Raw genomic sequence first — 13,461 nt, forward strand, 5'->3', positions numbered from 1 at the left:
CTCCCGGGTCACTAGCGAGCGGTGGCGCGGTTGGTTCTGCCTCAGCGGTTACCGGTGAAGGTGTTCCCGCCAGTCTGCCGGCACCTTGTCGGCCGGTGACGGTGACGGCTGCTCCGGTGGCCTGGACTGGGGATCTGGAAGCCGCGGGCCGCGGAAGAACTTTTTTGTGGTCTGCTCGTAAAACCAGTCCTCCCTAGGTTCAAAGGACTTCATCACGGGGTGGCCGGCGGTGCGCGAGTGGGCACTGGCATGCTGTGAGGGTGATGAATCGCAGCATCCTATGTGGCCGCATTGGGCACAGCGGCGAAGATGCAGCCACCATCCCGGGCCATCACCGCTGAGACACTCCAGGCAGCCTGTTCCACTGGGCGTGGCGGCGAGGCTGATTCCCGGAATAAGACGGTCCTCCATGGAGTCCTCCATTGCCATCGCTCGGGTTTTGCTCAAGTCATTCCGCTTGCCCACCGTCGGGAGCTATTCTGGCAGACTCTCGGTGCCGTTGGAATGACCCGCTCTGACCGGTCAGCGGCGCACCTGATAGCGCAGGTGAAGCACCCGGCTGCCCTGAATCATCACGTCGGGATCCTCCAACAGGTGCTGCGCCTGGACCGACCCGAAGTAGCGCTTGCCGGACCCGAACACGACGGGTACGACGTCCATGCGCACCTCGTTGACCAGGCCCGCGGCAAGTACCTGGCCACCGACGTCCCCGGCGGCGACCTCGACGATGCGGTCACCCGCGAGCTCCTGCGCCTTGGTCACGGCCGCCTCGACGCCGTCGACGAAGTGAAACGGCGCCTCGGGGTCCCAGCCTTCGGGCTTCGGCCGGTGCGTCACGACGACCACATGGTCGACCCCGCCCGGAGGCTTCCCGTCCCAGCCGTCCGTCATGTCGAAGACGTGGCGGCCGGCGATTGTCGCCCCGATCTGGTCCCAGTACGGCCGGGTGTAGTCGTAGGACGTCTGCGACACCTTCAACTCGCCGCTTTCGTCCAACGGAACATCACCGCTCGTCAACCAATCGAACAGGGGCCCGGGCTGATCGTTCTCGTCCGCGATGAAGCCGTCCACCGACACCGAGCTGTACATGACCACCTTGCCCATGGTGCTCTCCTTCGCTTTGGGGTGCCCCCAGATTAGCTGTTCTTTGCGGTTCGTGAGCTGTCCCCAGGCAACGAACACACCTTGTCCCCGATGTCCCAGCGCGAGATCGTGAGCGCCACCGAACCATCGAACCGGAAAGACGGCGGCCATGGATCACTCGGTTCCGGTCATGCTGATTGCCACCAGGGACACGACCTCCCGGCGCATTCTTGAAGATGAGTTACGTCGGCGCTATGGTGCCGACTACGAGGTGGTGGTCTGCGCCGACCACACCCACGGGCGCGCTGTGCTTGAGGGGCTCCGGCGCTGGAACCGCCCGGTCGCCCTCATACTGGGGTGCTACGGACCGGCTGACCGTGGTGGACTCGATTTCCTGCGGCGTGCCTATGGCTTTCACCCGGCCGCCAAGCGTGGTGTTGTGGTGACATGGGGTGATTTCGCCAGCGCCCCCACAGTATTCCGGGCGATCGCGCAGGGGTACGCCGAATTGCTGATCATACGCCCGGAACGGGTGCGCGACGAAGAATTCCACGGGGCAATTACCGACGCTCTCGACGACTGGCACCTGGCCCAGGGGGTGGGATTCGAGGCGGTCCGGCTGATCGGGGAGGTAGGCGACGAAAGGACCCATACGCTGCGGGACTCCTTGAGCCGAAACCACATCCCGGTAGGCTTCCACGCTGTCGGGTCCGAGACGGCGGAACGGACGCTGGACAGCTTGAACCTGCGCGACCCCGTGCTGCCGGTCATGGTGCTGGAGTTCACCGCTCCACCAATTGTCCTTGAGAACCCAAGCGACCTCGAGATCGCCGAAGCGATGGGGGTGACACGACCTCCACCGGGGGACAAGATCTTCGACGTGGTGGTCGTGGGAGCTGGTCCTTCCGGTCTCGCCGCCGCCGTGTATGCCTCCTCCGAGGGCCTCTCCACCATGGTGGTGGAGGGAGAGGCTGTGGGAGGCCAAGCCGGCACCAGCTCGTTGATCCGCAACTACCCGGGCTTCTCCCGCGGTGTGAGCGGCGCCCACCTGGCCTATCGCTCATTTCACCAAGCCTGGACTTTGGGCACGGACTTCCTGTTCCTGCGGAAGGTGGAGGGGCTCCGCGTGGACGCTGCTTCGTACGCTGTGTCGATTTCCGATGGCAGTGTGGTGCGCTGCCGCACAGTGGTAGTGGCCACCGGCGTGGACTACCGTCGCCTCGGCATACCTCAGCTGGAGAATCTGGTCGGCAGGGGCGTCTTCTACGGAGCCACAGTCTCCGAGGCGCCGTCGATGGCCGGAAAGCACGTCTGCGTTGTGGGTGGTGGCAACTCGGCCGGACAGGCGGTTCTCCACCTGGCGAAGTACGCGAAGAAGGTGACTTTGCTGGTGCGCGGCCCCTCTCTGTCTGCCAGTATGTCGGAGTACCTCATTTCCCAACTTGAAGCCACCCGGAACGTGGCGATCCGTTATAGCACCATGATCGTGGGAGCCCGCGACCAGGACGGATTCCTTGCCGCCGTTAAAGTCGCCGCATCCGGAGCCTCCGACGCAACCCCAAGCGAGGAAATCGAAGCAGGCGGCTTGTTCGTGCTGATCGGTTCGGTGCCGCGGACCTCCTGGCTGCCCGACACCACGGAGTGTGACCCAGCTGGGTTTCTGCGCACAGGCGCCGGCCGGCATGCCAGTGACGCCGGGTCCGCTGAACACGGCAGGGCACCATTGGCGCTGGAAACCAGCATGCCCGGCGTTTTCGCGATCGGCGATGTGCGGTCCGGATCGATCAAAAGAGTGGCTACCGCGGTCGGGGACGGCGCCACCGTCGTCTCGATGCTGCACACCTACCTGGCCGAGAACCCCTTGCCTGCGTCGCCCACTGCCTTTGGTAAGGCAGCCGCATCCGAGGAACTGCCCGGTGATGTCCGCTCCAACTGAGGTCATACCGTTGATTCCGCCGATGCGGTGGCTGCTCTACGTCGCTGCATTCCTCGTGTTTCTTGCCGGGCTCGTGCTGTTCGTGTTTCCGCTGCAGACTGATGAATTCTTTGCGTGGACCGTCAACCCGCCCATGACCGCGGTCTTCCTCGGGGCGGCATACTGGTCGAGTGCCGGCCTGGAAGTGACAGGCGCGCGTTCGGCGAGCTGGGAATCAGCGAGGCTGGCAGTCTGGCCCGTGTTCGTCTTCACAACATTGACCTTCGGAGTTACCCTGCTTCATCTCGACCGCTTCCATCTGTCGCCGGACACTGCCCCCACCGCTCAAATAGCCACCTGGGCGTGGCTGGCAATCTATGCCATCGTGCCCGTGGCGATGCTCGTCATCAGCTGGATGCAGATCCGGTTGCGGCCTCCTGCCCCAAAGTCCGTAACGGCGGGACGGACAATTCTACCCCCTGCGCTCCGGCTGCTCCTGGCGGGAATCGCCGGGGTACTGCTGTTATATGGCGTGGCGCTCCTGGCGGTACCCATTGATGCGTCAACGTGGTGGCCATGGCCACTGACCGAGCTCACAGGGAGGGCGATCGGAGCGTGGCTGGTCGGTCTGGGCTGGGCGGCCGCGCAGGGCCAGTTGAGCGGCGACCGACGCTCCGTCCGCCCCGTGGCCCTCACCTCCGTTGCGTTCGTCATTCTTCAGGGGCTTGCCCTGCTGAGGTATGGAGACGCCCTGACGTGGCCGAGCGCACCGGCGATCGGCTTCGTAACCGTACTACTTGCCATTGGAGTCGCGGGGGGATGGGCGCTCGCACTATCCGGTTCGCCGACAGCCGGGGTGACCCGAAGAAAATAAGGCGAGCCCCTAATCGTCGGCACTGACCCACTGGGCATCCGCAATGCCTGGTCTAGAAACTCGTCACCAGTTCACCGAGCACCTCTTCAAGCCTGGTCGGGTCGGTCGCGTCGTAGTAGTGCGCCCCGCTGGCCCTGGCGATCTCCAGCAAAGTGGGGACATCGGCGTCGGGCCCGTACGCGAGTGTGAAGACGAGCACCGGGCCCGAGTGGTTCTGATGGCTCAACTGTTCGGAGAGACCCCTTAGGTCTCCCGGATGCGTCGTATCATTTTTACCGTCACTCAACAGCACGATGGTGTTGATGAAGCTGTCTTTGTATTCCTTGGCTTGATCGCCCGCGAAGCGGCTCACCGCTTCGAAAAGAGGCGTAGCGTCCACGGCCTTGAGCTCCTTCACCTTGGCCATGAGGTCTTCTTTATTGGTCTTGAACGGGGCCACCGGGCTTATGATGCCGGGCGTCAAGGGGCCGTCGCCCACCTGGGAGAAAGCGGCCAGCCCTATCTCGTCCTCACCCACGAAATGGTTCAGTGCCTTGAGAAAGGCATCCTTGGCCCGTTGCAGCTTGGTCACTCCAGGTTCCTGCACCATCGACTCTGAGACATCCAGCAGGAACAAGGCCCTGGCCCGCTTTCGGACCTCAGGGAAGCTGTCCTGCACGGTAGAAAGCACCTCGGCCCTGGGCAGCGGCAGCGGCTGGAGCGTCTCAGCGTACCGACCGGTCCCCGCCACCCCGGTATCCAGCTTGCCCTGGATGGTTCGGTACCCGGAGGCCTTGACAACGTCTTGGCCCTGTTCCGTCACCGCGAACGCGAGGAAATCCTGGGCCGCCAAACGCTGCTGGCTCCCCAGCCAATCTCCGTCAAGGACTACTGCCGGGTTGTCCGCCACGTACACGCCGTCCGAGGGATAGATGGCACTGAGGGGCTCCTGGGGCGCCGGACCGGAACGCTTCGCCTTTCCGTCCTCACTGACTACTCCTCGGTTGTAATCCCAGACAGATTTTTCATCCACGATCACGGCGGAAAGGAATTCCGAGACCTTCCCGGCGTCGTCAGCCTCCCTCGCGTGCCACAGAAAATGCTCGGGGGTAGCCATGTAATGGCTGGTGCCCAGTTCCACGGCGCGCACTTTCTCCACCAGTGACGGTAAGGCCAGGTTCATGTCGTTCAAACCGCCCACGCTGCCCCCGGCGGCACCGTAGGAAGCAGCAAGGGCCATCAGGCCCGACGTAGCGACCAGCGGACTGGCCTTTCCGAACCTAAATTTCCCCCAGTCGCCATGGCCGAGCCGCTCCCAGACGTCCTGCTCCTCGGTCATTTTGAAGACCTCAGACCACGACGGCGGTTTGCTGTCCCAGCCGAGGGCGTTAGTCATCGTCTCCGGCATAGCCACGACGATCGCACTCCTGGCGAGGCTGATTCCCTCCTGGGGGACAATCGCGCCCGCACCTTTCCCTGCGATTCCTAACCACGCGGAGGAGTCCGGCAGCCAGATCGAGGGCTTGTCGGCGGCCGGAATGCCCGGGAACTGCGCAGCAACCTTGCCGGCAGCGACTCCCGATTTTTCCTCGGTCACCGCCGGCGTCACGCATTTGCCGGCCACGCTGCGAGGTTTCGCTGCGTACTTGGACGCCAAAGCCCGGACCATCTCGGCGTTCTCCAGCGAAGTAAGGATGTTCAAGGAGATGCAGGGAGAGGCTCCGGCGACGGCGGCGGGACTGTCCTGCGCCAAGGGTCCACCCGCTGGAGGTGTGGTGCCATTTCCCGCTGAAGTCTCACCTTCCTCCGAGGCGGCGGGGAAGATTAGCGATCGCAGCACGAATGCGCTGCCCACAATGAGAAGTGCCACCATGGCCACCGCAGCAATCCAGATCCAGCGTGGATAGCTCGGCTCAGATGCTGCGTGTCGGCGGCCCATGCTCGTTTCCTTTGAATCCGCCGGGTTTCCCCGGTGTGAATGCAAACTCTGGAACTGGCCCGCGGCAACCACACCGCGGGTGCGCCTAGCCCCCCGCCCGGATGCCCCCGCAACTGGATAAGCACTTTGAGGATAACCCCGACGGGTGCAAAGTGAGTGCTGAGGTTAGCATTTTGATTGAAACTTGCGGGGCTTTTGCTCCAGCAAATTCCTTTGGGTGGCCCAAGGGTGAATGCCAGGTACCGACGAAGTAATGCACATCAATCCTCGTGAAGTGAGGCCGGGTATGCGGCAACTGGCAGTGTCGCCGGCGCCCACTGAGCGCGCCAGTTCGGGCGCCTCGTCGTAAGCCCAGAGTAAAAAAGCGGTGGATGCGCCGGATACCCGCCGACCCAGGGTCATGACGGGTCCCGGCGCCAGAGGGGCTGCGGTTTCGCCGGGCTGCAGGGCGAAGAAGTCGGTCAGACGGCGGTGTAACCTCCATCGACCAGGTAATAGCCTCCGGTCATAAAGGACGCGTCCTCCGACAGCAGGAAGCAGACGAGGTGGGAGACTTCCGCAGAGGTACCCAGGCGGTTGAGAGCGTGCTTGCCCTCCAGGACCTGAGGGACCTCAGGGCTGCGGCTGCTCTCCACGAGCGGCGTCCGTATGTAGCCAGGGCCTACGGAGTTGATGCGCAGTCCCTGCGGCCCGTTGAGGTTGATGCCGATGACTTTGTCCCACTCGTCGAGATCTGTGTCCCCGGCCGGCGCTTGCTTGCCCTTGACAGGCCCCTCGACCGGGGGACTCTTATCGAGTACCTGCGCGAATAGGAGAGGGGCGCCGGCTATGCCTGCCTTTAGAACTACCCGTGGGAAACAATTTCATCTACGGACGGGAGCGGCTCTCATGACGCTTGCCGGGCTGGCCTTCGTGGCATACGCCGTCGTCTTCCTGGTGCTCAACTTTACGGGCGCCTTCCTGGAGTTGGGCATCGGTCCCGAACAAGTGGACAAGGGGCGGGCGGAGGTCGAGGCGTTCAGCCCGCAGCTGTATCACTACATCAGCCATCTGCACATCGCGCTCAGTGGCTTCATCGCTACGACAGGGCTGGCCATCGCGGGCCTGTCCTGGTTCGGGGTGCGCCGGGGAGAACGGTGGGCCTTCGCCGCAGCCGTTGTCGTCCCGGCGGTCGGACTTGCAGTCGCCGTCCCAGCACACTACCCCTGGGGTCTGGCCACGCTCTGGCACCTTGGCCCGGTCTACCTCGCCGTCCTCATTTTCCTGGCCGGGGCGGGGGCAGCCTACAGTGGAATGCGGACCCCTGCGGTGAAACAATGACTGACGCTAAATTCGTTCACGCCGGGAGTATGAGGACCCGGATGCAGTCCTTTCCAACAGTCCGAAGTCCACCAGGTAGCGGCGCAACAGCACCACATCGTCGGTGTAACTGAGCAGCCGTTCGTTGACCTGCTTTTCCGTCAAGACCTCGCCGGGACGGAACGCTTCGCTCATAATCCAGGCAAGGAGCTCCCGCCGTTCAGTCATGTTGGCGGGATACCTTTCGATCCTGCCCAGGCGCATGAAGCGGGCCGGCCCGGTCTGCGCCTGCCGCCGGGGCTGCTGAGCCAGAAGGTCCCGGAAGATCGACTCAGGCGCAACCAGTTCGCCGTCGGCATTCCGCTCAACCAGCCCGGACCCGAGCAGGGCAGCGAGCGCCCGGTTTCGCCGTTGATCCTGCATGCCGGTAAGCACCTCGGGGAGCTTTGCCCCGAGCACAATCTGTGCGTAGGCCCTTCGGACATCACTGTTGGCTAGAGTGGCCACCACCCGACGCCAGTGCGGTCCGCTGTACCTGGTCACTCCGGTCACCGCATGTCCTCACTCTGCGCCTTCGCCCACCTGTGCTGATCGATGTTCTGAAAATCGTAGTTCTGATGCGGGTGGCTGCGGAACCGGGGGCGGCCTGCCTTCCACCCCTCCGGCAGGGTCTGGATCAAGATGGGCACGGGGTCTACATTGGTTCTTGGCTTATGCAAAAGGCCCAGTCACCACAGATCCAGGAGGGGACCATGAGCCCCACACCAAAACAACCCATAACCGATGACAGCATCCAAGTCCGCCAAGTAAACCATTACCAGTTCAGCTGGGTGGCCGGGGACGCCGGAAAGCCAGGCACCTGGACCCTTCAGTTGGTCCTTGACCAAGGGGCCTGGGAAGAAGTGCTTACGCTCGACGCGGAGGACGCAGAGGTTCTTCAGGGCCTCTTGAAACGTTCGGCAACGGTCTACTACGACGTGCGGCGACGGACCCTGATGTTCGGGACCACACCGGCAGGGCAGTAATTAGCGCTGGCAGCCTTTCAATCCTGCCGTCCTTCGAGGATCCGCCGCGCATCCTCCTGGGCTTCGAGGGCCAGTTCGCTCACCACCTCGCCCCGCATGTGGCCGGCGGCGGAAATGATGGTTCGGAGTTCTGAGACTGTGCGCGGCGCGCCAGTGCCCACACCGCGATGGACCATCGCATGGCAGTTGGGGCACAGCGGTACGAGGTCAGTAACAGGGTCCAGCTGGTACCCATTCCCAAGCATTGCCGGCGGCACTACGTGGTGCACGTCGATGAAACCCGTGCCGATATCGCCGTACGCGGCCTCGAAGGAGAATCCGCAGGCAGCGCACGCAGTTCCGTGGAACGCCAGGCACACCCCGCGGGCGTCCGGGTTTTGCTCGTAGCGATTCACGTCAATGGTGCTCGCAGCGTCCGGCGGGTAAGTTCCCGGTACCAGCTGTACAGGCCCCATCGCCGCCGGCCCGTGGTCCCGCCACAACCTGCGAAGGCCAGGGTCCGCTGCACGTGGAACGGGCAGGGTTGAGCGGGAGATGGCGTCGCGCCACACAACTGCAGGGACCGCCTCGCTGAGGACGTCAGGACGTATCTGCTCGCCAAGGGGGAGGAGTGCGTCAAAAGCGACGCTGATGTACCAGTCAGTGGCGTCAGGATCTTCGGGGTGTACGGCCTCAAACGCTTCGGACATCACCATTCCATGGCCGATCAGGCCGGTGCCAGCGTCGCTGCTGCCCTGCAGCAGGAGCCAGGCCTCGGTTCCCGTCAGGAGGTTCCGGTTGTGGCCGAGGCTCCAGCGGGCCAGGAACCTGCCGGTCCCGGCCACGTGCTCGACGACGGCGCGGTAGTCCCAGCGGTTCCGCCGGTGGGGGTTCCACCCAAGAATTATTGCCGCCACCACTTACCTGTTCCAGCACGCGCCGAGTAGCGGCCCCATTGCCTTGACCGGCGCGACCTAGATGGGTTCCTTGGCGAGCGCCTTGGTCTTGGCCGGCGTTTCGCGTCCAAGGCGCTCATCAAGAGTGACGCGCAGCCTCGCGGCCGCCACCTGGACACGGTGCTCGGCCGGGGTGGTCTTCCGTTGGACGGGTTTGGAGGGCGTGCCGTTCCGGGGAGTATGGACGAAGCGGTGTTCAGATGACGCTGCGCTCATGGTCCAACCTCCTTGATCCTGTCCTTATCCGTCGTTCCATTCTCGCCTATGTTGCCACCCGAGTCCACGAACACGAACTCCTGGTCCAGGCGGTCTTCCTGCCCGTTTTCATCTCCGCTCTCATCACCCGAGACGTTTTTCCAGGCGATGTCGAACAACTCAAGTTCCTCCGTACGTGCCAGGTCGCTGCGTGCCAGGACTTCCAGGGTCGCCAGCCCCAACGCCTTCGTACCTTCATCCTCGTTCAACGCCCGGTCCAGCGCCCACTGGGTCCGGCGCCACCACTCTGCACGGCTGTCCGCCTCAGTCTTCTGCTGCAGCGCCTGGGCATCCGCTTCCCGTTTCTGGTCCAGGGCAGTCTTGTCAGCCGCGGTGCGCTGCTTGAGCGTGCGCCAGTTGATGTAAAAGGCCAGCAAAGCCGCGACGAGGACTGCCAACGGACCCAGGCCAGCGAGAATAACCCACCAGTCGGCCGGCCCCGAGTGGACCACTACATCAAGTGGGGTGGGGGACGGGGCAGGAGTCACCCGGTCAGCATATGCTGCGGCACGTCTCCCGGTGGGAAGGAGCGCGGGATATGAAGCCTTCGTCACCCCTGCCAGGAACATCCGATCGGCAGCAGGGTTCAGTGCGGCCGCCGCGAGACGAGCACAGGACCATGGGAGTGGTGAAGAACGGCGTGGGCGATTGAACCGATAGTTTCCCTGACAAGCCCCTGGCCCTTGGTGCCAACAACCAATATCCCGGCACCCTGGGCAGCATTGAGGATGGCGTGGGGGATAGAAGCGTCTGCGAGAAGCAGTTGCTCGATGTCGACGGCGGGGGCAAGGTTGCGTGCAGCCTGGACGGCGACGCGCAGGACCTCCTCGGCGGCGTCTTCCGTCTCCATACCGGCGCGGAAGCGCTGGTACCCGGGGGGCGTGTGCCGTACATGGACGACGGCGAGACTCACCTGGGATGCCGACGCCAGGGTGCAGGCATCCTCCAGCGCGGCCGGTGAACCTGCTTCATCGACAGCCACCACAACCGGCCCGCCGGGGTGAAGGTCAGAACGGATGACGGCGACGGGGCAGGACGCCGTTGCCGCCAGTTCCAGGCTGACGGAACCCACGAGCAGGCCCAGGAAGCCGCCCAGCCCGCGGCTGCCCACAACAACCATTTCCTGGCGGGCCGAGAGCCCTGCGAGTTGCTGGGCTGGAACGCCGTGCAGCAAGGTGCACTCGACCTCCAGCCCTGGTGCGGCAGCGTTGGCGTGGACAAGGCCATCCTCAAGGACGGACTCGGCTGACCGTTCCAGTCCGCTGTCTGAGACGCCAGGAACGGGACCGAGGTGTCTGGTCAGCAGTGGCCAGATGGAACAATGCACCACATGCAGCACCAAGCCTCGAAGGCGTGCCTGCCGGGCTGCCCAGCTCACAGCTTCTGCAGCTTCCGTCGAACCGTCATAGCCGGCGACTATGGCCTTTGTGTTCAGCATGGCTCTTTCGCACTCCCTAAACATCGCGGCTTTCGGTTTGAAGTGTCCGCATTTGAAGTCTCCTACCGGGTTGGCCCCAGCGGTAGTGCCCTGGAACCTTGCCTTGGCTTCTTCTTTGGAATGGTCCCAAGGCCACCCCTCCGCGCCCTGATAGAGGTGAGCGCCGACCAGGACCCCCGGATGCATGAACCGCGGCAAGCACCCGCAGCGGGGCGTGCAGCTATGGCAGGAGTCCTTGCCGGACTTCCTGGTTTCGTGCGGCATGGCCACCTTCAAGGCTGGCGCTGAGCCGACCCGAGTGGTGGCGCCAAAGGTCACGGTGATGGCCGGCCTGGCACTGTTTCTTCCTCGCCTGCCGGCAGGAGAGTACGCTTAAATCACCGTTTAGAAGTATGCGGCCGCCATCGCAGGCTGGGTGTGGATTTACCCCAGCGTTCCCGGAGGATTGCATCGTGGTCGCTCGAATTCCTTCAGGCACTCCCGCCGTCAACGGCGCTCTCTTCCGCGCGGTGACTCTGCCAAGTCCCGCCGCGGCCATCAGTCTGCCGGCAATCCCCGTCGGCAGATTCGCCCGAAATTTGAAAGGAGTTTCAGTGGATCCTGGAACAGCATTGGCGCTGATCGTGGGATACATAGCAGCCGCAATTGGTGTTTTCCTTTTGTACTCGCCGGTCCTGTTTCTTGTGGTGGGCCTGCTGTTGGCCGCCGGCCTGCTGCAGTTGATTGCCTGGCCATTCCTTGTCCTGATACGCAAACTCCGCCGGAAGGCCGAACCGCCGCAGGACGGATCGTGGCTCCTGCATTGACGGGAACGCCCCAAGTCGCGGCCTCAAAGCGGATTCACACAGGGCACCGTTCGTCAGTATGCTTACTATTACCCGTAAGCCGCTGACGAGAAAGGCATCACCATGACGGAACAGAACCTGCCTGACGACGATCTTGAAATTGTCGAGGAGAATGACGTGCTCCTGGACGAGACCCCGGGCGCGGCTTCATCCCTTGAGCTGGATCCTGTCACCAGCGGTGAGCCAGACAGCTACCCCGGTGCCGCGGAGAACAATCCGGACCGCTGGCAGGAGGATCCGCTGCTTCAGGGAGAGGTTTCCGGCGAGGAGGAGGATTTCCTTAGCGACCAGACACTGCGTGATGACATGAAAGCGACCCGCGACGGTGCCGGTGACGAATTGCCCGCGAGCACCCCGACTCTCGGCGAAGCGGTTGCCGACGTCGACTTCGGCGAAGACCCCACAGGCCGGGAAGCCGATGCCAGCGACGACCAGGAGAACTTCGGCGGCTCGCCGCTCAGCGAGTTCGACCCCGACGACCTGGAGCGCTGAAGCCCGTAACCGGGCCCGAAAAGATGATTACCCCGCCCTAGCCGGAAATCGAAACTGCGCTAAAATAATAAGCAGGCTGATGAATATCGGTTGGCAGGATCAAGACTTAAGGAGTTTCACATGAACTTGGGAAGCATGATCAGGAATGCCGCTGGACGATTCGCAGGCAGGTCCGGCACTGGCGGAACAGCCCGCGGCACCGGACTTAATGCCACAGGGCGGACGCCCACCACAGGTGCCGTAGGCGGCCGGCCCGGTACGAGCGGCATGGCCAGCAAAATTATGGGCATGCTCAAGCGGCGCTAAGCCATCACAGCAAACCACAGAGCAGGTCCCGGATAATTCCGGAGCCTGCTTTTTGGTCCCCCAAAACTATGCGTGAACTCGTCATCCTCGGCACCGCCTCGCAGGTTCCCACCCGGACCCGCAACCACAACGGCTACCTGCTTCGCTGGGACGGCCAGGGGCTCCTCTTTGACCCCGGCGAGGGAACGCAGCGCCAGATGATCCACGCAGGCGTTTCTGCAACACAGATCACGCATATTTGCCTCACCCACGTGCACGGGGACCACTGCTTCGGTCTGCCCGGCGTGCTGTCGCGCATGGCGCTGGACGGTGTGGCCCACCCCGTCCACCTGCACTACCCGGCGTCCGGCGAGGACCTGGTCCGTGCCCTGGTGTCCGTCAGCTCGCCCGGGATAGACCTGCAGCTTCATCCGCACGGCAGCAGCGGAACCGTGGCAGAAGGGCTGGAAGTCCGGCCACTGAAGCACCGCATCGAGACCTACGGCTACCGGCTCGTCGAACCGGACAGCCGCAGCCTGCTCCGGGACCGCCTGGAAGCGGCGGGGATCAGCGGGGCCGACGTCGGACGCCTGCAGCGCGAGGGCACCCTGGCCGGCGTCCACGTTCACGACGTCAGCGTTCCCCGGCGGGGACAGCGCTTCGCCTTCGTGATGGACACTGCCCCGTGTACGGGGGCAGAGGACCTGGCGGACGGCGCCGACCTCCTCGTCGCCGAGTCCACCTTCAGCGACGACGACGCCGGGCTCGCCAGCCAGTACCGGCACCTTACCGCCGGGCAGGCCGGGGAGTTGGCTGGCGGCGGTGATGTGGACACGCTCGTGCTGACGCACTTTTCGGCCAGGTACGACGACGTCACCCCGTTGGCTGCGCAGGCCGGCGCACGTGCAGCGGGGGCAAAGGTCATAGCGGCCCACGACCTGCAGCGCATTGCCTTTCCGAAACGACGGCGGTCGCACCAAAACCGCGTGCTGACCAGCGGGGAGAGGCACGGGGACTGATTATTGCCAAACCCAACCATGAGGTAGAGAGTGAATTATCCGGTAGGCAGCCCGGGCCCACCCGCCCAACGTGTTGTG

At 63.9% G+C, this 13,461-nt stretch carries 18 protein-coding genes; 9 read left to right on the plus strand and 9 right to left on the minus strand.

Annotation, left to right across the window (positions count from 1 at the left end; genetic code table 11):
* Window positions 1-48: 48 nt before the first annotated feature.
* Both QFZ70_RS08220 and QFZ70_RS08225 read right to left on the minus strand, forming a co-directional pair.
* Window positions 49-429, minus strand: coding sequence for a UBP-type zinc finger domain-containing protein (locus QFZ70_RS08220; protein ID WP_373461674.1), 381 nt, complete (start codon window positions 427-429; stop codon window positions 49-51).
* Between the two features lie 93 nt (window positions 430-522).
* A complete protein-coding gene (locus tag QFZ70_RS08225) occupies window positions 523-1,104 on the minus strand; it encodes a dihydrofolate reductase family protein (RefSeq protein WP_307094887.1) in 582 nt (193 codons plus the stop codon).
* A 148-nt stretch (window positions 1,105-1,252) separates the two neighbouring features.
* Between QFZ70_RS08225 and QFZ70_RS08230 the strand changes: the two genes are divergently transcribed.
* Window positions 1,253-3,019 (plus strand): FAD-dependent oxidoreductase, encoded by a 1,767-nt coding sequence (locus QFZ70_RS08230; RefSeq protein WP_307094888.1) that lies wholly within the window; start codon window positions 1,253-1,255, stop codon window positions 3,017-3,019.
* Window positions 3,003-3,872 carry a hypothetical protein gene (locus tag QFZ70_RS08235; protein WP_307094889.1) on the plus strand — a complete coding sequence of 290 codons (870 nt, stop codon included), beginning with the start codon at window positions 3,003-3,005 and terminating at the stop codon, window positions 3,870-3,872. The genes QFZ70_RS08230 and QFZ70_RS08235 overlap by 17 nt, the downstream gene beginning before the upstream one ends.
* A gap of 52 nt (window positions 3,873-3,924) precedes the next feature.
* Here the strand turns inward: QFZ70_RS08235 and QFZ70_RS08240 are convergent, their stop codons facing one another.
* Window positions 3,925-5,790, minus strand: coding sequence for a substrate-binding domain-containing protein (locus QFZ70_RS08240; RefSeq protein ID WP_307094890.1), 1,866 nt, complete (start codon window positions 5,788-5,790; stop codon window positions 3,925-3,927).
* A gap of 461 nt (window positions 5,791-6,251) precedes the next feature.
* The gene (locus QFZ70_RS08245) at window positions 6,252-6,620 is read right to left on the minus strand and encodes an SDR family NAD(P)-dependent oxidoreductase (RefSeq protein WP_307097833.1); all 369 of its coding nucleotides are present in this window, start codon (window positions 6,618-6,620) and stop codon (window positions 6,252-6,254) included.
* Window positions 6,621-6,678: 58 nt separating this feature from the next.
* Between QFZ70_RS08245 and QFZ70_RS08250 the strand changes: the two genes are divergently transcribed.
* Entirely contained in the window at window positions 6,679-7,110 is a 432-nt protein-coding gene (locus QFZ70_RS08250) for a hypothetical protein (protein ID WP_307094891.1), read from the plus strand.
* A 6-nt stretch (window positions 7,111-7,116) separates the two neighbouring features.
* Here QFZ70_RS08250 and QFZ70_RS08255 read toward each other — a convergent pair whose 3' ends face one another.
* Complete coding sequence (locus QFZ70_RS08255; RefSeq protein ID WP_307094892.1) at window positions 7,117-7,641, minus strand: DUF2087 domain-containing protein; 525 nt, start codon at window positions 7,639-7,641, stop codon at window positions 7,117-7,119.
* A 200-nt stretch (window positions 7,642-7,841) separates the two neighbouring features.
* On the opposite strand from QFZ70_RS08255, the gene QFZ70_RS08260 reads away from it, so the two are divergent.
* Window positions 7,842-8,114, plus strand: coding sequence for a hypothetical protein (locus QFZ70_RS08260; RefSeq protein ID WP_079596269.1), 273 nt, complete (start codon window positions 7,842-7,844; stop codon window positions 8,112-8,114).
* A gap of 17 nt (window positions 8,115-8,131) precedes the next feature.
* Here QFZ70_RS08260 and QFZ70_RS08265 read toward each other — a convergent pair whose 3' ends face one another.
* The 4 genes from QFZ70_RS08265 to QFZ70_RS08280 form a co-directional block, all read right to left on the minus strand.
* Complete coding sequence (locus QFZ70_RS08265) at window positions 8,132-9,013, minus strand: HNH endonuclease (RefSeq protein WP_307094893.1); 882 nt, start codon at window positions 9,011-9,013, stop codon at window positions 8,132-8,134.
* A 54-nt stretch (window positions 9,014-9,067) separates the two neighbouring features.
* Window positions 9,068-9,265: a hypothetical protein gene (locus tag QFZ70_RS08270; protein WP_307094894.1), complete on the minus strand. Its 198-nt coding sequence runs from the start codon at window positions 9,263-9,265 to the stop codon at window positions 9,068-9,070.
* A complete protein-coding gene (locus QFZ70_RS08275) occupies window positions 9,262-9,792 on the minus strand; it encodes a hypothetical protein (RefSeq protein WP_307094895.1) in 531 nt (176 codons plus the stop codon). The genes QFZ70_RS08270 and QFZ70_RS08275 overlap by 4 nt, the downstream gene beginning before the upstream one ends.
* Window positions 9,793-9,890: 98 nt before the next feature.
* Complete coding sequence (locus tag QFZ70_RS08280) at window positions 9,891-10,742, minus strand: universal stress protein (protein WP_307094896.1); 852 nt, start codon at window positions 10,740-10,742, stop codon at window positions 9,891-9,893.
* A 184-nt stretch (window positions 10,743-10,926) separates the two neighbouring features.
* On the opposite strand from QFZ70_RS08280, the gene QFZ70_RS08285 reads away from it, so the two are divergent.
* The 5 genes from QFZ70_RS08285 to QFZ70_RS08305 all read left to right on the plus strand — a co-directional run bounded on the left by QFZ70_RS08285 (window position 10,927) and on the right by QFZ70_RS08305 (window position 13,383).
* Entirely contained in the window at window positions 10,927-11,118 is a 192-nt protein-coding gene (locus QFZ70_RS08285) for a hypothetical protein (RefSeq protein WP_307094897.1), read from the plus strand.
* 217 nt (window positions 11,119-11,335) lie between these two features.
* On the plus strand, window positions 11,336-11,548 hold the full coding sequence (locus QFZ70_RS08290; RefSeq protein ID WP_307094898.1) for a hypothetical protein: 213 nt from the start codon (window positions 11,336-11,338) through the stop codon (window positions 11,546-11,548).
* A 102-nt stretch (window positions 11,549-11,650) separates the two neighbouring features.
* Window positions 11,651-12,079 (plus strand): hypothetical protein, encoded by a 429-nt coding sequence (locus QFZ70_RS08295; RefSeq protein WP_307094899.1) that lies wholly within the window; start codon window positions 11,651-11,653, stop codon window positions 12,077-12,079.
* A 120-nt stretch (window positions 12,080-12,199) separates the two neighbouring features.
* Window positions 12,200-12,385, plus strand: a complete 186-nt coding sequence (locus QFZ70_RS08300; RefSeq protein ID WP_307094900.1) for a hypothetical protein — start codon at window positions 12,200-12,202, stop codon at window positions 12,383-12,385.
* A gap of 68 nt (window positions 12,386-12,453) precedes the next feature.
* Window positions 12,454-13,383: a ribonuclease Z gene (locus QFZ70_RS08305; RefSeq protein ID WP_307094901.1), complete on the plus strand. Its 930-nt coding sequence runs from the start codon at window positions 12,454-12,456 to the stop codon at window positions 13,381-13,383.
* The last annotated feature ends 78 nt before the right edge of the window (window positions 13,384-13,461 follow it).

The organism is Arthrobacter sp. V1I9 (assembly GCF_030817075.1).
In the GTDB taxonomy this organism is placed as follows: domain Bacteria; phylum Actinomycetota; class Actinomycetes; order Actinomycetales; family Micrococcaceae; genus Arthrobacter.